The sequence below is a fragment of the Arthrobacter sp. ATA002 genome, from assembly GCF_026898095.1.
In the GTDB taxonomy this organism is placed as follows: Bacteria; Actinomycetota; Actinomycetes; order Actinomycetales; family Micrococcaceae; genus Arthrobacter_B.
This window is the reverse complement of sequence record NZ_CP114015.1, coordinates 2971814-2998719: the sequence shown is the minus strand read 5'-3', so window position 1 is coordinate 2998719 and position 26906 is coordinate 2971814. Positions and strand designations below refer to the sequence as shown.

The following is a 26906-nucleotide window of genomic DNA, read 5'->3' as shown; positions in this document are numbered from 1 at the left end:
ACCATTTGGAAGGGCTCCAGGACGCGGCCGATGCCAACGAAGGAAACCGCGCTGCCGGCACATCCGGGTATGAAGCCTCCGCCCAGTACATCGAGGGCGAGCTTCGCCGAGCCGGATACGAACCGGTCCGGCAGGCTTTCTCCTATGACCAGTTTGAACTGATCAGCGAAGGCCTGGCCCAGATCTCCCCCGTGCCCACCACCTACACGGCCGGCACGGAGTTCACGACCATGAGCTACTCGGGGCCGGGTGACGTAACCGCCGCAGTCACGGCGGTGGACATTAACCTCACCGGAGACCGGGCCAGCACCTCGGGCTGCGAGGCCGCGGACTTCACCGGTTTTGCCGCCGGTGACATTGCCCTGATTCAGCGCGGCACCTGCGACTTTGGCCTGAAGGTGAGCAATGCTGCCGCGGCCGGAGCCACCGGCGTCGTCATCTTCAACCAGGGCAACGACGCTCCCAACGATGACCGCACCGGGCTGGTCAACGGCACCCTGGGCACCGAACTGTCCGCGATCCCCGCCGTCGGCGTTACTTTTGCGCTGGGGGAGGCTCTTGCCGGGACCGAGGACGCGGTGCTGCGGATCACCGTCGAATCGGCCGTGCAGACCATCAACTCATTCAACATCTTGGCCGACACTCGCACGGGAGCCGCTGACCGCACCGTCGTCGTCGGCGCCCATTTGGATTCCGTGCCGGAAGGCCCCGGAATCAACGACAACGGCAGCGGCAGCGCGGCCGTCCTGGAGACCGCAGTCCAGCTGGCCAAAACGACTAAAAAGAATCCACTGCAGAACCGGGTCCGCTTCGCGTTCTGGAGCGGAGAGGAGGACGGACTGCAGGGGTCGAATTACTATGTCTCGCAGCTCGATAAAGCCGGGCTGGCCGGCACCCTGGCGAATTTGAACTTTGACATGCTGGGCTCGCCGAACCTGGTCCGCTTTGTGTACGACGGCGACGGATCTGCGTTCCCTGAAAGCACCGCTCCACGGCCGACGGGATCGGACGAGATTGAGGGGGTCTTCGAGGAGTACTTTGCCGGGCAGGATCTGGCCTCGGCCCCCACCGAGTTCAGCGGGCGGTCGGACTACTCGGCGTTTATATCCAACGACATTCCGGCCGGCGGCCTGTTCTCCGGCGCCGAGGGCCTGAAGACTGAGGAGGAAGCGGCGGTCTTTGGCGGCACTGCGGGGGAAGCCTATGATCCCTGCTACCACCAGGAGTGCGACGACCTGGGGAACATCAACCGCCGGGGGCTGGATCAAATGTCCGACGCCGTGGCCCACGCCGTGCTGACCTTCGCCCGCACGGAAGCGGACCTGCGCGGCGGTGCCGATGTTCAGGCGCGGCGCCTGGCACCGGCCGGCGTCGAACTCGAGTTCCGCGGTGATGAGGCGCTGAAGTAACGCAGCGCCGAAGCAGCGGTGAAGCAGCGGTGAAGTAAAGGGGCCCTGGGATCGTGTAGCCCGGTGTCAGGGGGAGGCGGAAGGCCGTTCACGCGGCTTTCCGCCTTTCGTTTGTCAGGGAAGGCATCGTCGGGTGTCTGGGAAGGCATCGTCGTGTGTCTGGTCGGCGCCGAGCGTAGGTCGCCTCCTCATCGAGTGTCGCAATGATGCCGCTTGGGCGGATCCATTGTCGGGCACATGCAACCCCGGGACGGTTATTCCGGCGGGAGCTCTACACTCGGCGGGTCGGGCCGGCGGGAGTCTACACTCGGCGGGGCTGGCCGGCAGGATCTCTACTCTCGGCGGGTCGCGGTGGCCGGTGTCGAGGAACGGCATCAGCCCGCAGCGGACGGGGCGTTTTTCGCCCCCGCGCAGCAGGTAGTCTGGAGGAAAAGCCCCGGGGTTCCTTAGCGAACTTCGGGTATTTGCGTTGCTTAGCCTCATTCCCGGTACAGCCGCCCCCAGCTGCACCGCCACAGCCAAGGAGAGCCCCTGCCCATGAGCCTGAACGGACTGCGCGCCGCATTGGCCGAAGACCCGTCCTACGCACGGGTGCGAACCCTCGCGTCGCGCACCCCCGACCGGCGCAGCGAGGATCTGCAGATCGGCGCCCCGCAGGGCATGCGGGCGGCACTGCTGGCGGAAATGGTCGACGGGCTCGCCGAAGCGGCCAAGGACAGCGCGGACGACGGCGCCGGTACAGGCACGGCCGCCGCCGCGCCTCCCGTGGTGCTCGCCGTTACGGCGACGGGCCGCGAGGCCGAGGACCTGGCCGCGGCCCTGCGCTCCTACCTGCCGCTGGCCGGCATCGAGGAGTTCCCGTCCTGGGAGACCCTGCCGCACGAGCGCCTCTCCCCGCGCTCGGACACCGTGGGGCGGCGCCTGTCGGTGCTGCGCCGGCTCGCCCATCCCGAAAGGCAGCCGATCTCCGTCATCGTGGCGCCGGTGCGCGCCGTCGTGCAGCCGCTGGTGGCCGGGCTGGGTGACCTGCGGCCGGTCTCCTTGAAGGTGGGGGAAGAGCGCCAGTTCGACGCCGTCGTCAAGCAGCTCTCGGAAGCGGCCTACGCGCGGGTGGACATGGTCTCGCACCGCGGCGAGTTTGCCGTGCGCGGCGGCATCCTGGATGTTTTTCCGCCCACCGAGGACCATCCGGTCCGGATCGACTTCTTCGGCGACGAGGTCGACTCGATGCGCTGGTTCGCCGTCGCCGACCAGCGCACCCTCACCGGCCCGCACATCACGCATCCCACCGAGCTGTATGCCCCGCCCTGCCGGGAAATCCTGATCACCTCCTCGGTAATGAGCCGCGCGGCGAAGCTGCAGAGCCAGATGCCGGCCGCAGCGGACATGCTGGAAAAGATCGCCGGCGGCATCGCCGTGGAAGGGATGGAATCCCTGGCTCCGGTGCTGGTGGATGAAATGGTGCCGCTGATGGGCGAGCTGCCCGCCGGCTCCCTGTCCGTGATCGTGGAGCCCGAGAAGGTCCGGTCCCGCGCGCATGACCTGGCGGCCACCAACGAGGAGTTCCTCGCCGCCGCCTGGGCCACCGCGTCCGACGGCGGTGCGGCACCCCTGGACCTGTCCGCCGGCATCAGCGCGGATTTGGAAGCGGCGAGCTTCCGGTCCCTGGCGGACACCCGTTCCGCCGCCCTGGCGAATTCGGTGGGCTGGTGGTCCATCACCTCATTCAACCCCGACGACGAAACCGTCCTGGACATCGACACCCTGACCATCAACGCCCGGGAACCCCGCGGCTACCAGGGCGACGTTGCGGAGATGATGGACTTCATCGGTTCCCGGGTGCGTGACGCCTGGCGCGTCGTCGTCGTGACCGAAGGCCCCGGCCCGGCCGCCCGGCTGGCGGAGCTGTTCAAGGACAACGACATTCCGGCGTCGCTCACCGACTCCGTGGACACCGAACCGGTGCCCGGCATCATCTCGATCACCACCGCCAGCGCCGGCCGCGGCTACGTGTTCGACGGACTCAAGACCGGGCTGCTGACCGAGGCCGACCTGCTGGGCAGGGCCAGTGCCTACTCCACCCGCGACATGCGCAAGATGCCCTCCAAGCGGCGCAACGCCGTCGACCCCCTGCAGCTGCACGAAGGCGACTTCGTGGTGCATGAACAGCACGGTGTCGGCAAGTTCGTGGAGCTGATCCAGCGCGCCACCGGCGCCGGTGCGAGCAAGACCGTGCGCGAATATCTCGTGCTGGAATATGCGCCGGCCAAGCGCGGCGGTCCCGGCGACCGGCTCTTCGTGCCCACCGACCAGCTGGACCAGATCACCCGCTACGTGGGCGGGGAAACGCCGGTGCTGTCCAAGATGGGCGGCTCGGACTGGGCCAAGACCAAGTCCCGGGCCCGCAAGGCAGTCAAGGAGATCGCCGGCGAGCTGATCCGGCTCTACTCGGCGCGGATGGCATCCAAGGGACACTCCTTCGCGAAGGACACCCCGTGGCAGCGTGAGCTGGAGGAGGCGTTCCCGTACGTGGAAACTCCGGACCAGCTGACCACCATCAACGAGGTCAAGGCCGACATGGAGAAGGAAATCCCCATGGACCGGCTGGTCTCCGGCGACGTGGGCTACGGCAAGACCGAGATCGCGGTGCGGGCCGCGTTCAAGGCCGTGCAGGACGGCAAGCAGGTGGCGGTGCTGGTGCCCACCACGCTGCTCGCCCAGCAGCACATGGAAACCTTCGGCGAACGCTTCTCCGGCTTCCCCGTGCGGGTGGAATCGCTGTCCCGGTTCCAGACCTCCAAGCAGGCCAAGGAAACCGTTGAAGGTGTGAGGAACGGATCCGTGGACGTGGTCATTGGCACGCACCGGCTGCTCTCGCAGGAGGTCCAGTTCAAGGATCTGGGCCTGGTCATCGTGGATGAGGAGCAGCGTTTCGGCGTCGAGCACAAGGAAGCGCTGAAGAAGATGCGCACCAACGTGGACGTCCTGGCCATGAGCGCCACTCCCATTCCGCGCACCCTGGAAATGTCGCTGACCGGGATCCGGGAAACCTCCACGCTGGCCACCCCGCCGGAGGAACGGCATCCGGTGCTGACCTATGTGGGCCCATACACGGACAAGCAGGCCTCCGCCGCGATCCGCCGTGAACTCATGCGCGAAGGCCAGGTGTTCTTCGTGCACAACCGGGTCTCCTCCATCGACCGCACCGCCGCGCACCTGCAGGAGCTGGTGCCGGAGGCGCGCATCGCCGTCGCGCACGGGCAGATGAGCGAATCCAAGCTCGAGCAGATCATCGTGGACTTCTGGGAAAAGCGCTTTGACGTGCTGGTGTGCACCACCATCATCGAGACCGGCTTGGACATTTCCAATGCCAACACGCTGATCGTGGACCGGGCCGACCACTTCGGTCTGTCCCAGCTGCACCAGCTGCGCGGCCGGGTGGGCCGCGGCCGGGAGCGCGCCTACGCGTACTTCCTGTACCCGTCGGAGAAGCCACTGGGCGAGGTGGCGCTGGAACGGCTCAAGGCAGTGGCCACGCACAACGAACTCGGCGCGGGCATGCAGCTGGCGATGAAGGACCTGGAAATCCGCGGTGCGGGCAACCTGCTCGGCGGGGAGCAGTCCGGGCACATTGCCGGCGTCGGTTTCGACCTGTACATCCGGCTGGTCGGCGAAGCCGTGGCGGACTACCGCGGCGAGGCCGAGGAGAAGGCCGCGGAAATGAAGATTGAGCTGCCGGTCAACGCGCATCTGCCGCATGACTACGTCCCGGGGGAGCGGCTGCGGCTGGAGGCCTACCGCAAGCTGGCCTCGGCCGTCACATACGAGGGGATCGACGAGGTCCTGGAGGAACTGGTGGACCGGTACGGCGAGCCGCCGCAGGCCGTGAAGAACCTGATTGAGGTGGCCCGCTTCCGGGTCAATGCGCGCGAAGCAGGCCTGACCGACGTGGCGCTGCAGGGGAACTTCATCAAGTTCGCTCCCGCGGACCTGCCCGAATCCCGCACCATGCGCCTGCAGCGGATGTACCCCGGGGCCCAAATCAAGCCGGCGCTGAATGCGGTGCTGGTGCCCAAGCCTAAGACCGCCCGGATTGGCGGACGGGACCTGGTCGACGCCGAGATCCTGGCCTGGGCGCAGCAGGTCGTCGACGCGGTGTTCAAAGAGTAGGGGCGGCCCGGGTGGCCTGGCGCTGCCCGGGGTCAGACCGGCTGGGTCAGGGCCACGATAAAGACGGCGACACACATCACCGCGGTGGCAATAACGATCCCGTACCCGATCCGGGTGATGCGCCGCTGAACGGCCCGGTCCCTGCGCCATTCGCGGCGCGACATAATGGTGCTCATGAATTCGAATATAGGTGGGGGCCTTACCGGCCGCTGAGCGTAGTTGGTACGCGTATGAAGGACCGGATCACCTACTAACTACTCAGTTGCCTGCCGTCCGGTGATGCCCGGGCAGCGAAGGTGCCTGATTTCAGGTCCGCCGCTTAGACACTTCTGCGCGCAGCCGGAGCGGCTGCGCGCAGAAGATGAAGCTCTGGTGCTGTTACTCGCTGGGTACGCGGCCTTCGGCCAGAACCTTGGCGGTGTCGGAACGGCCCATCAGGAACGGAACGAAATAGGCCAGCGTGGCCAGTGCCAGGCAGATGACCATCGGCCAGAAGTTGTCCAGCGTCAGCCAGGTCAGGGAGTAAAGCCCGACCAGGAAGATGGCCAGGAAGATGACAAAGGTGACGAGGTTGCTGACAAGGTGCCCTTCACCCGAGTGCGTGGGCTGCTTGGACCGTGTTCCTGCCATGGTGTTCTCCGTTTCAAAAAGTGTTCAGTAGCCGGCGGATCAGTAGTCCGACGCGGCATTCCCACCCTTAACAATAGCGATACCTGAGCTTGCCCCGATACGCGTGGCTCCGGCGTCGATCATTGCCTCGGCGTCTTCGCGGGACCGAACACCGCCGGAGGCCTCGACGCCGAGGTCGGGGCCGACCGTCCGGCGCATGAGGGCGACGTCCTCCACCGTGGCTCCTCCGCCGTTGAAACCGGTGGAGGTCTTGACGAAATCAGCTCCTGCTTCCACGGCCGCGCGGCATGCGGTGACCTTCTGCTCGTCGGTGAGCAGCGAGGTTTCAATGATGACCTTCAGGATGCCGCCGCCGGTGTGGACTTCATCCGCCACGGCGGCGATGTCCCGGACCAGGGCGTCGTGGTCTTCGCGGCGTGCTGCGGCGATGTCAATGACCATGTCGATCTCATCGGCACCGTCCTGCAGGGCGCCGCGGGCTTCGACGACCTTCACCTCGGTGGTGGTGGCGCCCAGCGGGAAGCCGATGACGGAGCAGGTAAGTACGCCGCTGCCCTTGAGCGCGTTGTGCACGGTGCCGACCCAAAGCGGGTTCACGCAGACGGACTTGAAACCGTACTCCGCGGCTTCGGCGCAGACTTTCAGGATGTCCTCGCGGCTGGCCTCGGGCTTAAGGAGCGTGTGGTCAATGTAGGACGCAATGGGGGTAGACATGCCCACTATCTTGCCACAGCGGGGTGGGAGGCAGGGAGGGAAAACTTATGGCCGGGGAAGGCATTGAAACCAGTCCCCGACCAAAAGGCGGTTATCTTACTGTGTAGCTACTGCGTTAGAGAATGATGGGCCACTTTCCGGCAGGCTCGACAATGGGTGCCGAATTGAGGGTGGCTGCCGACGCAAGCGCCGCGGCACCTACAACAGCGATAGTTGCTGCCAGCAGCAGCGCAGATCCGAGTTTCTTCATTTGGGTCCTCCAAGTAGGTGTGAGCGGATTCAACAGTGACACCGTAAATACTACTGACGAAACTTGAGATTTAACCGCGTCGGATCGGTTTTTTGGGTATGCACAGACAAATTTTTTCACTGGAACCTCTCATTCCTTCGGACTGGTAACAAGCAGGCGACTCAGCAGGACCTGGAGTAGTCTGCATTGTGAAACAACCGCCAACGAGCGCGAAGTAAGGTGCCGTGGAACGTGGATAACTCCGTAGACCAAATCCTGAATGAGTACAGAGCCCGCCAGCATTGGGAACGCCGGGAATACCAAGCCGCCCGGGAGCATGCGGCAGCAGCTGCGGAGAAGGCACTGACGTCCGAGGACGCGGTTGGTTATTGGCGGATGAGCCTGCTGTTGGCGGAATGTCAATTGGAATTGGGGCTGATGCAGGAGTTTGCTGTTAGTGCGAGGGAACTTGCTGAACATCCGGCCATACAATCCGACCCCAGGATGCTCGCCCGCGCGAAAGCGCTCTATTCCCGGGCCCTTGGCATTCTGGGCCAGGTGGGTGAGTCGCTGGTCTTGGCTCAGGAAGTGGCTGCCCTGGGCGGCGGCGATACGGATGACGGAATCGGTGAGATGGAAATGCTCCACAGTCTCGTCGCAGCACTTGCGGAGAGCGGTGAGATCGCCGAGGCATGGAAATACGCCCTGGACATGGCTCGGCTCGCGGATGAAGGGAGTGATGCGGAAACCGCTGGTAAGGCATATTGGGCTGTCGGTAACGTAGCGTTCCTGGCGGACAATCCCGAGGCAGGTGTGCGTTATCATTCGTTGGCAGCCGAAAATTTGGCGCCGGGTAATGACGTAAACACATGGGCATTGTTCAACAAAGGGTCGGCACTTGTACGCCTCGCTGCGGGCATCGCCGATGTGGAAACCCTTGAGTGTATCGAGCGTGCTGAACTGGCAAATTCCGTTACTGGGGGAGCCCCTTTCAGCAGCTTGAGATTTCAATGGCACGGGCGCACTGGCTGCTTCTCACCGGAAAGGCCGAGGAATCAGCCAAGAGGTTGGATGAGATTCTTGAGCATCGAAGTATACTGCCGGATCACACTCTCGCCGAGGTCGAATATGTTGCAGCCCTTGCTTTGCACGAGTTGGGGCGGAATGATGAGGCATTGGCCGCGGCTTCCCATTCTGAAAAAGTATTCATAGTTCATGGCTCCCACCGAATGGCTTCGGAGGCCAGGCGTGTTATAGAAAACATCAACGGTAACTAGCAGGGAAATACAAGCGGAGACAGATGCAGCTCCCGAAACGGCGAGTGCGCGGCTAACGTAGAAGCGCAATGAGACGGCGGAGTCAGCGCACAGGGATAGTCGAGACGCTTCTGGGGAAGCATGACACAGCAGGACTACAAGGACCTTTCCAGCTCCATCGAGCCAGAAAAGTCTAGCCCGGCTGACACCGGCGAGATCCCAGAACTTCCAACGGTCGGTGCCCCCAAAATCTATGTTGCGCCGGAGGGCACATTGTCCTGGTCCTGCCGGCCGGTGCGGTGGTCACCGAGTCGATGGCCATTGCCGCAGCCGAAGACGTGGAAAGGCTGACCGGCACCGGCAAAACACTTGTGCTCCTGGTCCTCACCGGGATCGAAGCACTAACCCGGGGCGCACGGACGGTCTTCGGCACCACTCGCTCGCTCGATGCCGTCGCCGTCCTCGGTGTCTCGCCCGTGGACCGCGTCATCGCCAACTTCCTCCTCGGCGGAAACACCCTGCCCTGCCCCACGCGTTACTTCTCGGCGGAACCGGAAGCGCTGGCGTGGCTGGAGAGGAAACGCACCCTTGCCTGATCCGGGTCACGAACAGGACGCCGAAGTCCACGGTGAACCCCATGCCGGAGCCTGGGTTGAGCCCCGCGACGACCGGCTGAGCCAGGTCGTCGAAGGCATTATCCGGATGGCGTCCGGAGACCTGGACACCTATATTCCGACGTCGAAGGCGCGGGACCAGGTGGACGCCGTCATCACCGGCATTAACCTGCTCGCCGGGGAGCTCAGCGAGGTCTACGCGGACTTCGAGGACCGGGTCGAAACCCGCACCCGGGAGCTGCGCGACGCCCACGAACAAATGCAGCACATGGCCATGACGGATCCGCTCACCGGCGTCGGAAACCGGTCCTCGCTCCGGCAGTCACTCGACGCCGCGGTCAGCGCCCGGAAGGACGGCGAACCCGGACCCGCGGCGCTGATGATCGACCTGGACGGGTTCAAAGACATCAACGACAGCTTTGGCCACCATGCCGGAGACCTCGTCCTGATGGAAATCGCCGCCCGGCTCGTCACAGCGTCCGGACCCGACACCGTCGTCGCGCGCCTGGGCGGTGACGAATTCGCGGTGCTGCTGCCCGTATCGACGATGCAGCAGTCACGGACCGCCTCATCCAAAATCATGGAAGCGCTCAAGCGCCGGATCAACCTCGACGATTTGGACGTATGGCCGCGTGCGAGCATCGGCATCCACCTGGCCGCGCCGGGCGAGGACGCCAGCGACATCCTGCTGCGCGCCGACACGGCAATGTATGCGGCGAAGGATGACGCCCAGCAGCGGATCAAGTTCTTCGAACCGGTGATGCTGTACAGCCGGCAGCTGCGCCGGGACATGGCCGGGGAACTGCGCCACGCAGCCGAGCGCGGTGAACTGGAGCTGGCCTATCAGCCGGTTGTGGAACTGGAGACGGGGAAGCTGCAGGGCGTCGAGGCGCTGGTGCGCTGGAACCATCCCGTCCGCGGCATGATCATGCCCGACGCGTTCATACCGGTGGCCGAGGAGACCGGGCTCATCGTCGGGATTGGCCGCTGGGTGCTGCGGGCGGCGCTCGAGCAGCTCGCCGGCTGGCAGGACCTGGTGCCGGCGGAAGACAGCTTCCAAATGCGCGTGAATCTCGCGGCGTCCGAACTGCAGAGCATGGATCTCGTGGACTACGTGCGCCGGGCGCTGCGCGAAACCGGGCTGCCGCCGTCGTCGCTGATCCTGGAAATCACCGAAAGCGCCTTTGTTACCGGGGGAGAGGTGGAAACCTACTCGCTTAAATCCCTGCAGGCACTGGGGGTGGGCCTGGCGATCGATGACTTCGGCACCGGCTATTCCTCCATCAGCTACCTGCGCCGGCTGCCGGTGGACACGGTGAAGGTCGACCGGTCGCTGATCGAGGACATTGACGACGACGACGGCCAGCTGCGGTTCGTGGACGCCGTGCACAACCTGATTCAGTCCGCCGGCATGGAAGCGGTCTTCGAGGGCATCGAAACCGCAGCCCAGGCCGGGCAGCTGTACAAAATGGGCTGCTGCAGCGGGCAGGGCTACTATTTCAGCCGGCCGCTGCCCGCCGACCAGGTGGCCGGCATCCTGCGGGAGGGACACACCCTCCCGCAGGCCGGCGTCGGCCTCCCGGCGAGACTTAACCCGGGCTAAGTCTCGCCCGGGCTAGGTCCGCCGCGGGCTACAGGCCCAGGGCGGCGTTCACATCCGCGAGCACCGCATCCAGCCGGGCCCGCCCCTGCTCGCGGGCCGCGGGCAGATCCGCCGCGGACTCCACGGGAACGATCACCTCGAGGTAGCACTTGAGCTTGGGCTCGGTGCCCGACGGACGGATGATCACCCGGGTGCCGTCCCCGGTGAGGTACTTCAGGCCGTCGGTGGGCGGCAGGTCCGCGCTGCCCTGGGCCAGGTCCACAGCGCTCCGCACCGGGGAGCCGGCGAACGACACGGGGGTCTCCGCGCGCAGCCGTGCCATCATGGCACCCAGCAGGCCCAGGTCGGAGACGCGGACGGAGAGCTGGTCCGTCAAATGCAGACCGTGCTCCACCGCCAGGTCGTCGAGTTCGTCAAAGAGGGTGCGCCCGTCGGCCTTCAGCGCGGCGGCCAGCTCGGCCACGAGCAAACCCGCGGAAATGCCGTCCTTGTCCCGGACCATGCCCGGAGCCACACAGTAGCCCAGCGCCTCCTCATACCCGTAGGTCAGATGCGGTACGCGGGAAATCCACTTGAAGCCGGTGAGGGTCTCCACATGGGCGAAACCGGCGGCCTCGGCGATGCGGGCCAGCAGCCGGGAGGACACGATCGAGTTCGCAAAAACGACGCCGGCGCGGGTCTTTTCGCCGCGGACCTTCCAGTGCCCGGAAGTAATCCGGCGGCAGAGGTGCCGGCCCAGCAGGGCACCGACTTCGTCGCCGCGCAGCATCCACCACTGCCCGTCGGCCGGGTTCTTCGCGGCGACGGCCACGCGGTCGGCGTCCGGATCGTTGGCGATCACGAGGTCCGCGCCGTGCTCGACGGCGGTCTCCAGCGCCAGGTCCAGCGCACCGGGCTCCTCCGGATTGGGGAACGCGACCGTGGGGAAATCCGGGTCCGGCTGGGCCTGGGCCGCCACCGGAACGACCTTGCGGAAGCCGGCATCCTTGAGCACCGACTTCATGGTGTCCCCGCCGACGCCGTGCAGCGAGGTCAGGACAATCTTCAGGTCCCGCTCCGGATAGCGGTCGCGGGCGACCAGCCGGTCCACGGCATTGATGTAATCGGCGACGATGGACTCGGACACGTCCGTCCACCCCTCCGGCGCCGTGTCGATGCTGTTCAGCGGCACGGCGTAATTGATGCGCGAGGCAATTTCGGCGTCGTACGGAGCGACAATCTGCGCGCCCTTGCCAGGCCCCTTCACAGTCCGGCCGCCGAGGTAGACCTTATAGCCGTTGTCCGCTGCGGGATTGTGGCTGGCGGTGACCATGACACCCGCATCGGTGTCCAGGGCGCGGACCGCGTAGGCGAGCACCGGCGTCGGCAGCGTGCAGGGGAGCAGGAACGTTTCGATGCCCGCGGCGCTGAACACGGCGGCGGTTTCCAGCGCGAACGCGTGCGAGTTGTGCCGCGCGTCGTAACCGATCACGGCGCTGGGGGTGTACCTGTCGCCGGAGGTGTCCTGCAGGAAGGAGGCAATGCCGGCGGCGGTGCGGCGCACCACCACCCGGTTCATCCGGCGCGGGCCGGCGCCCAGGGCGGCCCGCAGGCCGGCGGTGCCGAACTCCAGGGTGCCGCTGAAGCGGTCTTCGAGTTCCTCGGCGGCAGCCGCGCCCGCGGCTCCGTCGATCGTCAGTTCAGCGACCAGGGACCGCAGTTCCGCGGCTGTTGCCCGGTCGGGATCTTCATCAGCCCAAGTCAGGGCAGCGGTCATGAGCTCGTCAGGCTCAGTGGGATTTAGCGTCATGGGGTGTACCTACGGATCGGGAATGTGGGACGCGGCAGCTGGCTAGAGCTTGCCGATGATGTCAGCCAGCAGGCGGGAAATCCGCGGACCGGCTGCGGCCCCGGATTCCAGGACCTCGGCGTGACTGAGGGGCTCGGAGCTGATGCCCGCAGCTAGATTGGTGACCAGCGAAATGCCGAACACTTCCATGCCGGCGTGCCGGGCGGCGATGGCTTCCAGAGCGGTGGACATGCCCACCAGATCGGCGCCGATGGTCTTGGCGTAGCGGACCTCGGCCGGAGTTTCGTAGTGCGGACCGGTGAACTGGGCGTAGACGCCTTCGTCCAGGGTGGGATCCACGGTGCGGGCCAGATCGCGCAGGCGGGAGGAGTACAGATCGGTCAGGTCCACGAATGTGGCACCTTCCAGCGGGGAAGCGGCCGTGAGGTTGAGGTGGTCGCTGATCAGCACCGGCGTGCCGGGCTTCCACTGCGGGTTCAGGCCGCCGCAGCCGTTGGTGAGGACCATGACCTTCGCGCCGGCGGCGGCGGCAGTGCGGACACCGTGCACGACGGCGCGTACACCCTTGCCTTCGTAGTAATGCGTGCGGGCGCCCAGGACCAGCGCGCGCTTGCCCGACGGCGTCAGCACAGAACGGATGGTGCCCACGTGTCCCTGCACGGCCGGTGCGGAGAAGCCGGGAATCTCACTCGCGTTCAGGGTGGCGGTGGTCTCGCCGATCAGGTCGGCGGCCTCACCCCAGCCGCTGCCGAGGACCAGGGCGATGTCGTGGTGGGGCACGCCGGTTTTCTCGGCAATGTACTTGGCGGCCTGCTGGGCTAGTTCAAAGGGATCGTTGCTCACTGATCCAACCTACCGCGAGAAGGCCCGCTCTGCAGGAGCCCCGGGCCTGCGGCACCGTGAACCCGTTTGTCCCACCGTTTGAGCGCCGGGCGGGGATGGGACAGAATGGACAACTGTGACGACCCAACTTGATTTCACTGCCCGAAAAATTGCGATCCTCGGCGGCGGCCCCGGTGGATACGAAGCCGCGATGGTGGCGGCCTCCCTCGGCGCCGACGTCACCATAGTGGAGCGCGACGGGCTGGGCGGATCAGCCGTGCTGACCGACGTCGTTCCCTCCAAGACCCTGATCGCGACCGCCGACGTGATGACGCGCTTCGCCTCGGCCTCCTCCTTGGTGTTGACTTCCGAGACGACGGGCAGCCCGCGGTGGCTGATCTGAAAATGGTCAACAACCGCCTCCTGGCCCTGGCCAAGGAACAGTCCAACGACATCCGCCGCACCCTTGAACGGGTTGGCGTGAAAGTCATGATCGGCGAAGGCCGGCTGCTGGACCACAAGACCATTGAGGTCGTTACGGAAAAGGGCACCGAAACCGTGGAAGCCGAGGCCCTGCTGATTTCGGTGGGGGCCCGTCCGCGCGAGCTCGAGACCTCGATGCCCGACGGCGAACGCATCTTCACCTGGAAGCAGATCTACAACCTCACCGAGGTGCCCGAACATCTGATCGTCATTGGCTCCGGTGTGACCGGCGCCGAGTTCGCCTCCGCGTACAACGGACTGGGCACCAAGGTCACGCTGGTCTCCAGCCGCGACCGCGTGCTGCCCGGAGAAGACGCCGACGCCGCCGTCGTGCTCGAGGACGTGTTCCAGGCCCGGGGCATGACAGTGCTGAACCGCTCCCGCGCCGAAACCGTGAAGAACACCGGCGACGGCGTGGTGGTGACGCTGCAGGACGGCCGCGTCGTGGAGGGCAGCCACTGCCTGGTGGCCGTGGGCGCGATACCCAACACCGCCGGCATCGGGCTGGAAGAGGCCGGGGTGGCGCTGGACGAGCGCGGGCAGATCAAGGTCGACGGCGTGTCCCGCACCACGGCCCCGAGCGTGTACGCCGCGGGCGACTGCACCGGGGTGTTCAATCTGGCCTCGGTGGCCGCGATGCAGGGCCGGATCGCCATTGCGCACCTGATGGGCGACGGCGTGAAGCCGCTCAAGCTCAAGAACGTCGCCTCGAACATCTTCACGTCCCCGGAGATCGCGTCAGTGGGCGTGTCTGAGCAGGACATCGCCGACGGCCGCTACCAGGGCGACGTCATTAAGCTCTCGCTGCACACCAACGCGCGCGCCAAGATGATGGACATCAAGGAGGGCTTCGTGAAGATCATTTCACGTAAGGGTTCCGGTACCGTGATCGGTGGTGTCGTGGTGGGGCCGCGTGCTTCGGAGCTGATCTTCCCGATTGCCATCGCCGTGACGCAGAAGCTGCACGTGGACGACCTGGCCAACACGTTCACGGTGTACCCGTCGCTGACCGGTTCCATTTCCGAGGCCGCCCGCCGGCTGCACGTGCACATGTAGGTTTCTGCCTGTCCCGGCCCGCATCCGCGGTGGAGTAACTTCCGCCGCGGGTGCGGGCTTTTGTGTGTGACGGTGCGCTGTTAGGGCCCGCTGGAACTCTGTTGTACAGATAATGGGCCTATTCCGCGCGGTTGAGCCCGTCAGCTGTACAACGGGTGCAGGAATGGTGCGAAACTGCCGCCGGTCCGGTCCGGTCCGGCCCCGGCCCCGCCGGTTCGGTCCCAGCCGCACCTGTCCGGTTCCGGCCCGCATCCGCGGTGGAGTAACTTCCGCCGCGGGTGCGGGCTTTGTGTGGCGGGTACGCGATCCGGGTCCGCAGGAAATCCGCTGTACAGGTAATGGGCCTATTCCGCGCGGTTGAGCCCGTTAGCTGTACAACGGGTGCGCTGTTACGGTCCGCAGGAACTCTGTTGTACAGATAATGGGCCTATCCCGCGCGGTTGAGCCCGTTAGCTGTACAACGGGTGCAGGAATGGTGCGAAACTGCTGCGCGGACGGCGACCGCCGCCGTCGTTGATCCGTCCCGGCCCGCCATCGACCCCTGCCGAGCAGCAGCAATCTGACACATGTGTCCAAATGCTGGACAGGATGTCCGGATGGTGAAACGGCACACCTACCATGGTCGGTATCTTCACTCCCACCTTCCGAAAGACCTCCAATGTCTACTACGAATCCCTCCGCGGTGCCGGCATCGGCACCGGCCAAGGCCAATTCCAAGGGCCGGGTGATCGTTGCCAGCCTCGTCGGCACGTCCATCGAGTTCTATGACTTTTACGTCTACGCCACCGCCGCAGTCCTCGTGTTCCCCCGGCTGTTCTTCCCGAACGCCGAAGGCGTCACTGCGCTGCTGAGTTCCTTCGCCGTCTTCGGCGTGGCGTTCATCGCCCGCCCGCTCGGCTCGATCGTCTTCGGGCACTTCGGGGACAAGGTCGGCCGCAAGGGAACCCTGGTCGCGTCGCTGCTGACCATGGGCATCGCCACCTTCCTGATCGGCTGCCTGCCCACCGCCGTCGACGGCTGGACCATCCTGGCGCCGGCAATGCTGGTGGTGCTGCGGTTTGCCCAGGGGCTGGCGCTCGGCGGGGAGTGGTCCGGCGCCGCGCTGCTGGCCACGGAAAACGCGCCGGCGGACAAGCGCGCCGTCTGGGGAACGTTCCCGCAGCTGGGCGCCCCTATCGGATTCATCCTGGCCAACGGGCTGTTCCTGATCCTCAGCATCCAGCTCGATGCCGAGGCGTTCGATTCCTGGGGCTGGCGGATTCCATTCCTGGCCAGTGCCGTCATGGTGATCATCGGCCTGTATGTGCGGCTGAAGCTGGTGGAGACACCGGCCTTCCAGAAGGTCGTTGACTCCGGTGAAGTCAGCAAGCTGCCGCTGAGCCGCGCGTTCAAGTACAGCTGGCGCCAGATGATTGCCGGCACGTTCATCATGTTGGCCACCTACGTGCTGTTCTACCTGATGACCACCTTCACGCTGTCCTACGGGACCGCCGCCAAGACCGAGGACGCCGCGCGCGCCGCCGCCGAGTCAGCCGGAAAGACCTTCGATCCGGAAAGCTTCGCCGCCGGACTGGGCTATGCCCGCAACGATTTCCTGGTCATGCTGATCATCGGCGTCGTATTCTTCGGTATCTTCACCCTGGTCTCCGGGCCGCTTGCCGAGAAGTTCGGCCGGCGCAAGACACTGCTGGCCGTGACTGCAGCAATCTTCCTCTTTGGCTTCACCTTTGCGCCGCTGTTCGACGGCGGAACCGTAGGCGTGATGGCCCTGCTGATCATCGGCTTCACGCTGATGGGCCTGACCTTCGGGCCGATGGGCGCCATGCTGCCGGAACTGTTCCCCACGAACGTCCGCTACACCGGCTCCGCCATCGCCTACAACGTCTCCTCGATCCTCGGTGCCGCCGTGGCCCCGTTCATCGCGGTGGCCCTGTGGCAGGCAGCGGACGGCAGCCCGTGGCTGGTGGGCGTGTACCTGTCCTCGATGGCGGTACTGACGCTGATCGCCCTGTTCGTCACCAAGGACACCAAAGACGTGGACTACACGAACCACTCCAGCTAGCGGTCCGGCGTTCCAACGACAACGGCTCGGCCCCGGAAGGGGCCGAGCCGTTTTTGCTGTGCCGGAAAGGGGCCGCGGCACGCCGGGGCTGCTCCGCCTGGCCGGGGCCCGCGCTGCTCCGCCTCGCGGGGCTGGCGCCGCTAGTCCAGGATCGAGGCGATCACGGCACCGGCGGAAACCGTCGCGCCGGGCAGGGCGCTGAGGCCTGACACGGTGCCGGACTTGTGCGCTGTGAGCGGCTGCTCCATCTTCATGGCTTCGAGCACGACGACGAGGTCACCTTCGGCGACCTGCGCCCCCTCCTGCACGGCCACCTTGACGATGGTGCCCTGCATCGGGGAGGTCAGGGCCTCGCCGGTGGCTGCCGGGTTGGTTCCGCCGCGGGTGCGGGAGGTCTTGCGGGCCTTTCCGTTGGCTGCGCCCCGCCCGGCCGCCCCGTTGCTGCCGTTGCCGGAGCCACCCAGGCCGGCCGGGAGCACGACGTCGAGCCGTTTGCCGCCCACCTCGACGGTGACGCGCTGGCGGCCGCCGTCGTCGTGCTGTGAGGCCAGGTCCCTGACCAGGCCGGAATGGTGTTATTGAACGCGGTTTCAATCCAGCGGGTGTGCACGGCGAACGGCCCGTCCGCCGGGGCGAAATCTGGGTGAGCGACGACGGCGGCGTGGAACGGCAGCACCGTGGGCATGCCGGTGATTTCCATTTCGGCCAGGGCCCGGCGGGCGCGCTGCAGGGCCTGCTCGCGTGTGGCGCCGGTGACGATTAGCTTGGCCAGCATCGAATCGAAGTTTCCGCCCACCGTTTCGCCGGCTTCGATGCCCGAATCCACGCGCACGCCCGGACCCGAGGGCAGCTTGAAGGTCTCCACGGTTCCCGGGGCGGGCATGAAGCTGCGGCCCGGGTCCTCGCCGTTGATGCGGAACTCGAACGAGTGGCCGCGGACCTCGGGGTCGCCGTAGCCGAGCTCCTCGCCGCGGGCCAGCCGGAACTGCTCGCGGACCAGGTCCAGGCCGGTGACTTCCTCGGACACGGGGTGCTCAACCTGCAGGCGGGTGTTGACCTCGAGGAAGGAAATGGTGCCGTCGGTGCCGACGAGGAACTCGCAGGTTCCCGCGCCCTGGTACCCGGCTTCGCGCAGGATGGCCTTGGACGCGGCGTAGAGGCGCTCGTTCTGTTCCTCGGTGAGGAACGGTGCCGGTGCTTCCTCGACGAGCTTCTGGTTGCGGCGCTGCAGCGAGCAGTCACGGGTGGAGACGACGACGACGTTGCCGTGCGCGTCGGCGAGGCACTGGGTTTCGACGTGCCGCGGGGCATCCAGAAAACGTTCGATGAAGCACTCGCCGCGGCCGAAGGCGGCGGTGGCCTCGCGGACCGCTGAGTCGTACATTTCCGGAATTTCCTCGCGGGTGCGGGCCACCTTGATGCCGCGGCCGCCGCCGCCGAAGGCAGCCTTGATGGCCAGCGGCAGGCCGTGCGCGTCGGCGAAGTCCAGGACTTCGGCGGCGTTCTTTACCGGATCGGCAGTACCTGGAACCAGCGGTGCGCCGACCTTGGCCGCAATATGGCGGGCCTGCACCTTGTCGCCGAGAGAGGAAATGGCGTGCGGGGAAGGTCCGATCCAGGTCAGGCCGGCGTCGATGACGCGCTGGGCAAACTCGGCGTTCTCCGACAGGAACCCGTACCCCGGGTGGATGGCGTCCGCGCCGGACTTGCGGGCGGCGTCGAGTATCTTGCCCATGTCCAGGTAGGACTCCGCCGCTGTGCTGCCGCGCAGGAGTATGCCTCATCGGCGAGGCGGACGTGCAGGGCGTCGCGGTCCGGATCGGCGTAGACGGCGACCGACGCCAGGCCCTCGTCCCGGGCGGCCCGGATGACGCGGACCGCGATTTCACCGCGGTTGGCGATCAGGACTTTGGTGATGCGCCGGACCTGCTGCGTTTGCTCCGTCTGCTGTGTCAGTTGCGGGTTCTGCGGGTCGCCGGCGGGCGCGGGGTTGAACTGGCTCATTGAATGCACTGGCTCCTTTTGATCTGTTCGGAGCCTAGCGCGGTTTTGTGGTTTCCGGCCATAATGCGTGCTGTTTGTGCGTGGGACGATGCGTTTCGTTGTGGGGACCCTACAATCGGGTTCGGTTAGTCCGGGTATCCCTGCACAGCTGGATGCGTTGATCCGGTTATGCACCGCGGAACCCATTGGCGGTCGTCAACCCGGCCGAAGATGGTTTATGGAATGCATGAGACATCCGAACGCGCTTCCTCCCCGACTGGGGGAGCAACCATTCACCGTCGTCGAAGCTAAAGCGCTGGGGGTAGGGGTTGATCGGCTTCGTGCCTCCGATCTCCGCACTCCGAGCCGTTCCATCCGAATTCCGCGGGGCGCGGCGGTGAACCTTGCAATGAGCTGCCGGCCGTACCTGGACCTGCTGCCGGATGCAGTCATCAGCCATTCCACCGCGGCAAGGCTCCACGGCCTGGTGCTGCCGCGGCGGCTGGAGGAAGAACCCGTGCTGCACCTGAGCCGCGGGCCTGGGAAGAGTGCACCTCGGAGGAGAAATGTTGAAGGCCACCGTTTGGACCTGAGCGCTGAAGACACGGGCACGATTGCGGGCCTGGCCGTGACCGGGATAGCGCGTACTTGGCTCGACCTTGCCGGACTGCTGTCTGTGGAAGAGCTCATTGTCACGGGCGATCAGATAGTAAGCGAGCACCATCGGGGTTTCGGTCCGCCGCGGCACGCACTCGTCCCCTTGGAAGACCTCCGGGCCTTTATAGAGGGCAGGAAAGGTGTTGCCCATCTGCGTAAATGCCTGTCGGCGCTGGACTGTCTTCGTGTGGGGGTGGACTCGCCACGCGAAACCCTGCTGCGGCTCATGCTGTCGAAAGATCCGGGCATGCCGGAATTCGTACCTAACGTCGCCATTCGTGACAAGGGCGGAAAAGCGCAGGTCTGGGTGGACCTGGGCTGTAACGAATATCGGACCTGTCTGGAGTACGACGGCGCGCACCATCTCACCGCAGAGCAGCAGGCCCGGGACCACTATCGGGATTTGAAGACGGCTGAGCTCGGCTGGGTGCAGGTGAAAATCAGCAAAACGGATCTGGCTCGGGGCACCGCGCTGTTAGCGCAAAGGTGCGCCGTGGCCTGGCCATAGCAGGTTGGCGCCCGTCCTAAACGGGTCATTCCTTTTCCCGGAGTCATCGCTAGTACAGATAACGGGGTTCCGGAGCCGGGATGGGCCCGTTATCTGTACAACGGATGCCGCCGGAGCCGGGATGGGCCCGTTATCTGTACAACGGATGCCGGGGAGGATGTCTTACCGGTCCCAGAGGTCCGTGATCTTCACGCCGGCGCTTGCGAGCAGCTCGCGGAGCATCGACACGGAAAGCCCGACCACGGCATGCGGATCGCCGTCGACTTTCTCAATGAAGGCCCCGCCCAGGGAATCGATCGTAAACGAACCGGCCACCTGCAGCGGCTCACCGGTGGCAACGTAGGCATCGATTTCTTCGTCGGTGAGCTTCGCGAAATGCACGGACGCGGAGCTGACGCCGCCGAGCGTCGCACCCGAACCGTCATCTTCGGTGTCGCGGCAGTCGACCAGCCAATGCCCGGTATGCAGCACTCCCACGTTTCCGCTCATCCGGCGGATGCGTTCGCGGGCAACTTCGGGCTCCCAGGGCTTGCCGTGGGCTTCGCCGTCGAACTCGAAAACCGAGTCGCAGCCGATCACCAGGGATCCCTCGGCCTCGGGCAGCCCGGCCACGGCTTCGGCCTTGGCCCGGGCGAGCAGCAGGGCGGTGTCATGCGGGTCCGAGGTGCCGTAGCGGGCGGTGACGGCGTCTTCGTCGACGTCGGACACGAGGACACTGTGCGTGATTCCGGCGTTGGTCAGCAGCTTGGTGCGGGCGGGGGAAGCGGAAGCGAGGATGAGATTCAGGTCAGTCACCCCTCAAGCCTAGCCGGGCCCGTGTATGGGGCCGGTGCATGGGGCCCATGCACCGGCCCGCCGGAAGTCCCGCCGGGAAGTCCCGCCGGGAAGTCCCGCCGGGACGCGTCGCCGGGCCGGCCCCGCCGGAGCAGCCCGCCGGAAATAGCCCGCCGAACGCGGAAGGCCGCCCCGGATATCCGGGACGGCCCTCGCGGCAGCAGCAACGAGTCACTCAGCAGCAACGAGTCACTCAGCAGCAACGAGTCACTCAGTGCTCCGCCTCGCTCAGCGCTCCGCGTGAATCAGCGCGTCCGGGGAGCGGCGGGAACAGTGGCGGGCACTGTGTCCTCGACGGCCTCGGTCACTTCGTCGGCGATCTCGGAGGAGTCGTCCGCGAACGGATCACCGGTGCGCTTGGCGTTGTACATGTTCGCATCCAGCAGGCCGTTGCGCTTGGCGACGATCGCGGGGACCACGGTCTGACCCGCCACGTTCACGGCGGTGCGGCCCATGTCCAGGATCGGGTCGATGGCCAGCAACAGGCCCACGCCGGCCAGCGGCAGGCCCAGAGTGGAGAGCGTCAGGGTCAGCATGACGACGGCGCCGGTGGTTCCGGCGGTCGCGGCCGAACCCAGTACGGACACCAGGGCGATCAGCAGGTAATCGGTGAAGCCCAGGTCAATGCCGAAGAACTGCGCCACGAAGATGGCGGAGATGGCCGGGTAGATCGAGGCGCAGCCGTCCATCTTGGTGGTGGCACCCAGCGGCACGGCGAAGGACGCGTAGGCCCGGGATACGCCCAGGTTCCGCTCGGTCACCCGCTGGGTCAGCGGCAGGGTGCCCACGGAAGAGCGCGAAACGAAGGCCAGCTGGATGGCCGGCCAGGCGCCGGAGAACCACTGGCGGATGGACAGACCGTGGGCCTTGATGAGTACCGGATAAACCACGAACAGGACAATGGCCAGGCCAACGTAGATGGCGATCGCGAACATGCCCAGCGAGCCGATGGTGTCCCAGCCGTAGGTGGCCACGGCGCGGCCGATCAGACCCACGGTACCCAGCGGGGCCAGGCGGATGATCCACCAGAGGACCTTCTGGATGACGGCCAGGGCAGAGGCGTTCAGGGCCAGGAACGGAGCAGCGGGCTTGCCCACCTTCAGGGCGGCAATGCCGACGGCGATCGCGATGACCAGTACCTGCAGCACGTTGAAGTTCAGTGCCGTGGTGACGGTTTCCGGGTCGACGGCGGTGGAAGAGGCTGTCAGGCCCATGAAGTTCGCCGGGATCAGACCGGTCAGGAAGCCCATCCAGCTTCCGGTGCCGCCTTCGTACTCGGCGGGCGGCTCGGCGTCGGCATTGGCGCCGGGCTGCATGATCACACCCAGCAGGATGCCGATCACCACGGCAATGAGCGCCGTGATGGCGAACCAGAGCAGTGTCTGCCAGGCCAGGCGGGCGGCGTTGGACACCTCGCGCAGGTTGGCAATCGAGCTCACGACGGCGGTGAAGATCAGGGGGACGACGGCGGCCTTCAGCAGCGAGACGTAGCTCGTGCCGATGGTGTTCAGCGTGGTCGTCAGCCAGTTGGGCTCACCGTCGCCGACGGTGCCCATGTTCTTGGCCAGCAGGCCCAGCAGCAGGCCAACAATGAGAGCGATGATGATCTGCGGCCCGAATGCAGTCATCCACCGCGGCAACCTGCGGCCGGAGGAAGTCTTAGGGGAGGGAGTCTGTGTGGTCACTTGAAGATAGTAGTGCCGGACTCTTACCAGATTCGACCGTCGGTTGCGAAATGTTACGTCAAGAAAACTGGGTGTTTCGCGCCGAGCAGGCGAAACCCCGGAACGTGGCGGTGAATGGCCCGTTCCGGGGGTTATTCCGGATCCTGCTGTGAGGAATGTCGCGCGGATGGGTCCGGTTTGGGGCTGCCGGTGAGCGCTGCGGCCCTGCCCCGCCGGCTAAGCCTCCAGCAGTGCCCGCCGGAGGGTATCCAGGCCGACCGAACCCAGGGAAAGTGCCCGCGTGTGGAAATCCTTCTGGTCGAAGTTCTCGCCCTCGCGGCTGCGGACCTCGTCCCGGATCTGCTCCCACAGGCGCTGGCCCAGCTTGTAGGCCGGGGCCTGGCCCGGCCAGCCGAGGTAGCGGGTGAACTCGAAGTTCAGCTGTCCCTCGGAGATCGCAAGGTTCTGTTTCAGGAACTCGTAGCCCTTCTCAGCCGTCCAGATGCCGGAGCCCCAGCGCTCGGGAACCTCCAGTTCCAGGTGCACGCCGATGTCGAAGACCACGCGGGCGGCCCGCATGCGCTGCGCGTCGAGCATGCCCATCTTGTCCCCGGGGTCGCTGAGGTAGCCCAGTTCGTCCATCAGCCGTTCGGCGTACAGTGCCCAGCCTTCGCCGTGGCCGGACACCCAGCAGATGTTGCGGCGCCAGTTGTTGAGGAGTCCGCGGGCCGCCGTCGCCGTTGCAATCTGAAGATGGTGTCCGGGAACGCCCTCGTGGTAAACGGTGGTCGTCTCCTTCCACGTGGTGAAGGTGTCCTCGCCGGCGGGAACGGACCACCACATGCGGCCCGGGCGGGAGAAGTCGTCGCTGGGGCCGGTGTAGTAGATGCCGCCTTCCTGCGTGGGGGCGATCATGCACTCGATCTCACGCATGGGCCCGTCGATGTCAAAGTGCGTACCGGCGAGGTCGGCCACGGCACGGTCAGCCAGGCCCTGCATCCAGGCCTGAAGTTCGTCCGTGCCGTGCAGCTGCCGGGCGGGATCCTCGTCCAGCAGGCGCATGGCCTCTTCGACGGAGGCTCCGGGACGAATCTGCTCGGCTACGGCTTCCTGCTCGGCGATGATCCGGTCAAGTTCCTCCACGCCCCACTGGTAGGTCTCCTCCAGGTCCACGGCGGAACCGAGGAAACGGCGGGACATCAGGGCATAACGCTCCCGGCCCACTGCGTCCTTTTCGGGAGCCCCCGGCAGCAGTTCGGTTTCCAGGAATGCGGCAAGGTTGCGGTAGGCGGCGCGGGCGGAGTCGGCGCCGGCCCGCAGGGCGGCGGTGAGGCTCTCCGGGAGGGCCCCGCCGTCGGGCAGTGCGGCCTTGGCGGTGTAGTCGTCAAAGAAGCCGCCGTCCTCGGCGTACTTGGCGGTCTGTTCCATGACAATCTGCACCTGGCGGCTCGCGGGCAGCAGTCCGCGTTCCCTGCCGGCGCGCAGAGAGGTCATGTAGCCGGATACGGCGTCGGAGACGTTGTGCAGCCGGCCGCAGATGTGTTGCCAGTCCTCCACCGTGGCGGTGGGCATGAGGTCAAAGATCGACCGGATCTCCTGGGCGGGCGAGGCGATGTTGTTCAGGTCCGAGAGGTTCCAGCCGGACTCGTGGATTTCCAGTTCCAGGCCGAGCCGCTCGTGCATGGCATCGAGGGTGACGCTGTCGACGTCGTCGGCCGGCTGGAGCCCGTCGAGCCGCTCCAGGGTTTCCCGGATGGCTTCCGCGACGGATTCCAGGCCTGCGGGGGAGTAATCCGCGTATTCGGTCTCACGCCCGGGGATACCCAGCGAGGTGGCGAGGGATGGATCCAGCTGCAGCAGTGATTCGGTGAAGGCATCGGCAACGGCGTCGATGGCGGTCGGCTGGCGGTTGTGCGAACCAGCGAAGGACAGGGGATCTGAGGAAGGAGTCTGTTGGGTCACAGGTGAAGCCTAACGCGAACCCGGCGTTCATCTCGCGTTCGCAGCCGGTGGTGTAACGTGCGCCCGCCGCGCCCGCCGCGCCCGCCGCTCCCGCCGCGCCCGCCGCTCCCGCCGCGCCCGCCGCTCCCGCCGTTGCGCGGTCAGCGGCGGGGCGCGGTCAGCGGAAGCTGCGCGGTCAGCGGAAGCTGCGCCGCCAGGAACCGGGCCCCGGCTTGGGCGCCAGGCTCAGCATCCGCCGCCGGTTCCAGGTCCGGCGCGCGGATTCGGCAGTGGCACGCGGGGCGGCACCGCCGTCGTTCAGGCCCATGACGACGGCGGTGAGCGCCGCCAGTTCCTCGGCCGACGGATTGCCGCCGAGGACGGAAAACAGCGGCGGCTGCGGCGCGGCCGGCTCCGGCGTCCGGTCCCACGGATCCGGCAGCTCCCAGGCACTCACAGCGGAATGTTTCCGTGCTTCTTGGCCGGCAGGGAAGCCCGCTTGTCGCGGAGTGCCCGGAGCCCGCGGATCAGCTGCAGCCGGGTTTCCGAGGGGGCGACGACGGCGTCGACGTACCCGAGCTCGGCGGCCTGGTACGGGTTGAGCAGCTCTTCTTCATACTGCGCGATGTAGTCCGCGCGGGCCTGCTCAACGTTTTCACCGGCGTCGGCCGCTGCCTTGAGCTGCCCGCGGTAGAGAATGTTGACCGCGCCCTGGGCGCCCATGACGCCAATCTGTGCGGTGGGCCAGGCGAGGTTCAGGTCCGCACCGAGTTTCTTGGAACCCATCACGATGTACGCGCCGCCGTACGCCTTGCGGGTGATGACGGTGAGCTTGGGGACGGTGGCCTCGGCGTAGGCATAGAGCAGTTTGGCGCCGCGGCGGATGATGCCGTTGAACTCCTGGTCGGTGCCCGGCAGGAACCCCGGGACGTCGACGAAGGTGAGGATGGGGATGTTGAAGGCGTCGCAGTTGCGGACAAAGCGGGCGGCCTTCTCGGAGGCGGCGATGTCCAGGGTGCCGGCGAACTGCATCGGCTGGTTGGCGACGATCCCGACAGTGTGTCCCTCGACCCGGCCGTAGCCGATGATGACATTCGGCGCGTAGAGGGACTGCATTTCGAGGAAGTGGCCGTCGTCGAGGACCTGCTCGATCACCGCGCGCATGTCGTAGGGCTGGTTAGCGGAGTCGGGGATGAGCTCGTCGAGGGCCAGATCGCCGTCGTTCATTTCCAGGTCCTGCGCGAAGGCGGCCAGCGGCGCTTCGGCGAGGTTGTTCGAGGGCAGGAAATCCAGCAGCTCGCGGACAAACTCGATGGCGTCCTCTTCGTCGGAGGCCAGGTAGGTGGAGGTGCCGGTGTTGGCGTTGTGCTGCCGCGCCCCGCCCAGGGTTTCCATATCCACGTCCTCACCGGTCACGGTCTTGATGACGTCCGGGCCGGTGATGAACATGTGGCTGGTCTTGTCCACCATCACCACGTAGTCGGTGAGCGCGGGGAAGTAGGCGGCGCCGCCGGCGGACGGACCCATGATGAGTGAAATCTGAGGCACCACGCCGGAGGCATGGACGTTGTTGCGGAAGATATCGGCGAACATGGCCAGCGAGGCCACGCCCTCCTGGATGCGGGCGCCGCCGCCGTCGAGGATGCCGACGACGGGGCAGCCGTTGCGCAGCGCGTGTTCCTGGACCTTGACGATCTTCTCGCCGTTGACCTGGCTCAGCGACCCGCCGTACACGCTGAAGTCCTGGCTGTAGACGGCAATCGGGCGGCCGTCCACGGTGGCGTAGCCCGAGACCAGGCCGTCACCGAGGGGCTTCTTCTTTTCCATGCCGAACGCGGTGGAGCGGTGGACCGCCAGGGCGTCGAGCTCGACGAAGGATCCGGCATCAACGAGCATCTCGATGCGCTCCCGGGCGGTGTGCTTGCCGCGGGCGTGCTGCTTCTCAACTGCGGCCGGGCCGGAGGGCATTTCAGCCTGCGCCTGGCGGCGGCGGTACTCAGCGATCTTGCCGGCTGTCGTCTGCAGATCAAGGTCCTGGTCGATGCTCATCTGGTCTCCGGAATGCTGAGTGGATGGGGCGTGTGCCGGGCGGTGCTGGTGCGGGATTTCTGCGTTAAGTAGGAATTGCACAACGTGCACGGCGATTTATCCAGTCTAGTGAGGGCATTCGCTGAGCCCCGGTGTAGGGATCCTACAATTTCGCGCTGCTGGGCTTGGCCGGGGTTGTGCGGTACGGGGACGGTTGACAGCTAGTGGCGTCCGCTGTCCGGCGTCGGCGTCTTCGGCCGGTGCTGGATTCCGTTGTACAGATAACGGGCTCAAAGAGTCGGTGGAAGCCCGTTATCTGTACAACGGATGGGGTGGAGGCCCGTTATCTGTACAACGGATGGGGTGGAGGCCCGTTATCTGTACAACGGACGGGCCGCCGGGCACTGAACGGCAGAGGTGCCCGCCAGACGAACTCCCCAGACGGATGTTACTG

18 protein-coding genes and 2 pseudogenes are annotated in these 26906 nt (G+C 66.1%); 8 read left to right on the top strand and 12 right to left on the bottom strand.

Features of this window, described 5'->3' with window-relative positions:
• The first annotated feature begins 5 nt into the window (after positions 1-5).
• Together OL239_RS14785 and mfd are read left to right on the top strand one after the other, a co-directional pair.
• Positions 6-1409, top strand: coding sequence for a M28 family peptidase (locus OL239_RS14785; RefSeq protein ID WP_268909541.1), 1404 nt, complete (start codon positions 6-8; stop codon positions 1407-1409).
• Positions 1410-1946: 537 nt separating this feature from the next.
• Positions 1947-5579 (top strand): transcription-repair coupling factor, encoded by a 3633-nt coding sequence (gene mfd, locus OL239_RS14780; protein ID WP_268909540.1) that lies wholly within the window; start codon positions 1947-1949, stop codon positions 5577-5579.
• Positions 5580-5611: 32 nt separating this feature from the next.
• Here mfd and OL239_RS14775 read toward each other — a convergent pair whose 3' ends face one another.
• The 4 genes from OL239_RS14775 to OL239_RS14760 form a co-directional block, all read right to left on the bottom strand.
• Positions 5612-5755, bottom strand: coding sequence for a hypothetical protein (locus OL239_RS14775; protein WP_268909539.1), 144 nt, complete (start codon positions 5753-5755; stop codon positions 5612-5614).
• Between the two features lie 202 nt (positions 5756-5957).
• The gene (locus OL239_RS14770) at positions 5958-6209 is read right to left on the bottom strand and encodes a hypothetical protein (RefSeq protein WP_268909538.1); all 252 of its coding nucleotides are present in this window, start codon (positions 6207-6209) and stop codon (positions 5958-5960) included.
• A gap of 39 nt (positions 6210-6248) precedes the next feature.
• The gene (gene deoC / locus OL239_RS14765; RefSeq protein ID WP_268909537.1) at positions 6249-6923 is read right to left on the bottom strand and encodes a deoxyribose-phosphate aldolase; all 675 of its coding nucleotides are present in this window, start codon (positions 6921-6923) and stop codon (positions 6249-6251) included.
• 115 nt (positions 6924-7038) lie between these two features.
• Positions 7039-7173 (bottom strand): hypothetical protein, encoded by a 135-nt coding sequence (locus OL239_RS14760; protein ID WP_268909536.1) that lies wholly within the window; start codon positions 7171-7173, stop codon positions 7039-7041.
• Between the two features lie 231 nt (positions 7174-7404).
• Between OL239_RS14760 and OL239_RS14755 the strand changes: the two genes are divergently transcribed.
• From OL239_RS14755 to OL239_RS14745, 3 genes are all read left to right on the top strand, one after another.
• The gene (locus OL239_RS14755; protein ID WP_268909535.1) at positions 7405-8364 is read left to right on the top strand and encodes a hypothetical protein; all 960 of its coding nucleotides are present in this window, start codon (positions 7405-7407) and stop codon (positions 8362-8364) included.
• Positions 8365-8707: 343 nt separating this feature from the next.
• Positions 8708-9004, top strand: coding sequence for an STAS/SEC14 domain-containing protein (locus tag OL239_RS14750; protein ID WP_268909534.1), 297 nt, complete (start codon positions 8708-8710; stop codon positions 9002-9004).
• Positions 8997-10625 carry a putative bifunctional diguanylate cyclase/phosphodiesterase gene (locus OL239_RS14745; RefSeq protein WP_329609243.1) on the top strand — a complete coding sequence of 543 codons (1629 nt, stop codon included), beginning with the start codon at positions 8997-8999 and terminating at the stop codon, positions 10623-10625. The genes OL239_RS14750 and OL239_RS14745 overlap by 8 nt, the downstream gene beginning before the upstream one ends.
• 28 nt (positions 10626-10653) lie before the next feature.
• On the opposite strand, the gene OL239_RS14740 is transcribed toward OL239_RS14745, so the two are convergent.
• Both OL239_RS14740 and OL239_RS14735 read right to left on the bottom strand, forming a co-directional pair.
• A complete protein-coding gene (locus OL239_RS14740; RefSeq protein ID WP_268909533.1) occupies positions 10654-12414 on the bottom strand; it encodes a phospho-sugar mutase in 1761 nt (586 codons plus the stop codon).
• A gap of 42 nt (positions 12415-12456) precedes the next feature.
• Positions 12457-13257, bottom strand: coding sequence for a purine-nucleoside phosphorylase (locus tag OL239_RS14735; protein WP_268909532.1), 801 nt, complete (start codon positions 13255-13257; stop codon positions 12457-12459).
• A 115-nt stretch (positions 13258-13372) separates the two neighbouring features.
• On the opposite strand from OL239_RS14735, the pseudogene OL239_RS14730 reads away from it, so the two are divergent.
• A pseudogene (locus OL239_RS14730) lies at positions 13373-14775 on the top strand (NAD(P)H-quinone dehydrogenase).
• Positions 14776-15433: 658 nt separating this feature from the next.
• Positions 15434-16837, top strand: coding sequence for an MFS transporter (locus OL239_RS14725; RefSeq protein ID WP_268909531.1), 1404 nt, complete (start codon positions 15434-15436; stop codon positions 16835-16837).
• A 140-nt stretch (positions 16838-16977) separates the two neighbouring features.
• On the opposite strand, the pseudogene OL239_RS14720 reads toward OL239_RS14725, so the two are convergent.
• A pseudogene (locus tag OL239_RS14720) lies at positions 16978-18841 on the bottom strand (acetyl/propionyl/methylcrotonyl-CoA carboxylase subunit alpha).
• Positions 18842-19217: 376 nt separating this feature from the next.
• Between OL239_RS14720 and OL239_RS14710 the strand changes: the two are divergent.
• Positions 19218-19985 carry a hypothetical protein gene (locus tag OL239_RS14710; protein WP_268909530.1) on the top strand — a complete coding sequence of 256 codons (768 nt, stop codon included), beginning with the start codon at positions 19218-19220 and terminating at the stop codon, positions 19983-19985.
• Positions 19986-20147: 162 nt separating this feature from the next.
• On the opposite strand, the gene OL239_RS14705 is transcribed toward OL239_RS14710, so the two are convergent.
• The 5 genes from OL239_RS14705 to OL239_RS14685 form a co-directional block, all read right to left on the bottom strand.
• Positions 20148-20780 carry a Maf family protein gene (locus tag OL239_RS14705; RefSeq protein WP_268909529.1) on the bottom strand — a complete coding sequence of 211 codons (633 nt, stop codon included), beginning with the start codon at positions 20778-20780 and terminating at the stop codon, positions 20148-20150.
• Between the two features lie 284 nt (positions 20781-21064).
• Complete coding sequence (locus OL239_RS14700; RefSeq protein WP_268909528.1) at positions 21065-22447, bottom strand: dicarboxylate/amino acid:cation symporter; 1383 nt, start codon at positions 22445-22447, stop codon at positions 21065-21067.
• A gap of 273 nt (positions 22448-22720) precedes the next feature.
• A complete protein-coding gene (locus OL239_RS14695; protein WP_268911781.1) occupies positions 22721-24415 on the bottom strand; it encodes a DUF885 domain-containing protein in 1695 nt (564 codons plus the stop codon).
• A gap of 205 nt (positions 24416-24620) precedes the next feature.
• Entirely contained in the window at positions 24621-24881 is a 261-nt protein-coding gene (locus tag OL239_RS14690; RefSeq protein ID WP_268909527.1) for an acyl-CoA carboxylase subunit epsilon, read from the bottom strand.
• Positions 24878-26473, bottom strand: coding sequence for an acyl-CoA carboxylase subunit beta (locus tag OL239_RS14685; protein WP_268909526.1), 1596 nt, complete (start codon positions 26471-26473; stop codon positions 24878-24880). The genes OL239_RS14690 and OL239_RS14685 overlap by 4 nt, the downstream gene beginning before the upstream one ends.
• Positions 26474-26906: the final 433 nt, after the last annotated feature.

Excerpts from the sequence above, each read along its gene's own strand:
- mfd (WP_268909540.1), top strand. The coding sequence starts at position 1,947 with ATGAGCCTGAACGGACTGCGCGCCGCATTGGCCGAAGACCCGTCCTAC.
- OL239_RS14775 (WP_268909539.1), bottom strand. The coding sequence starts at position 5,755 with ATGAGCACCATTATGTCGCGCCGCGAATGGCGCAGGGACCGGGCCGTT.
- OL239_RS14770 (WP_268909538.1), bottom strand. The coding sequence starts at position 6,209 with ATGGCAGGAACACGGTCCAAGCAGCCCACGCACTCGGGTGAAGGGCAC.
- deoC (WP_268909537.1), bottom strand. The coding sequence starts at position 6,923 with ATGTCTACCCCCATTGCGTCCTACATTGACCACACGCTCCTTAAGCCC.
- OL239_RS14760 (WP_268909536.1), bottom strand. The coding sequence starts at position 7,173 with ATGAAGAAACTCGGATCTGCGCTGCTGCTGGCAGCAACTATCGCTGTT.
- OL239_RS14740 (WP_268909533.1), bottom strand. The coding sequence starts at position 12,414 with ATGACGCTAAATCCCACTGAGCCTGACGAGCTCATGACCGCTGCCCTG.
- OL239_RS14725 (WP_268909531.1), top strand. The coding sequence starts at position 15,434 with ATGTCTACTACGAATCCCTCCGCGGTGCCGGCATCGGCACCGGCCAAG.
- OL239_RS14700 (WP_268909528.1), bottom strand. The coding sequence starts at position 22,447 with ATGACTGCATTCGGGCCGCAGATCATCATCGCTCTCATTGTTGGCCTG.
- OL239_RS14685 (WP_268909526.1), bottom strand. The coding sequence starts at position 26,473 with ATGAGCATCGACCAGGACCTTGATCTGCAGACGACAGCCGGCAAGATC.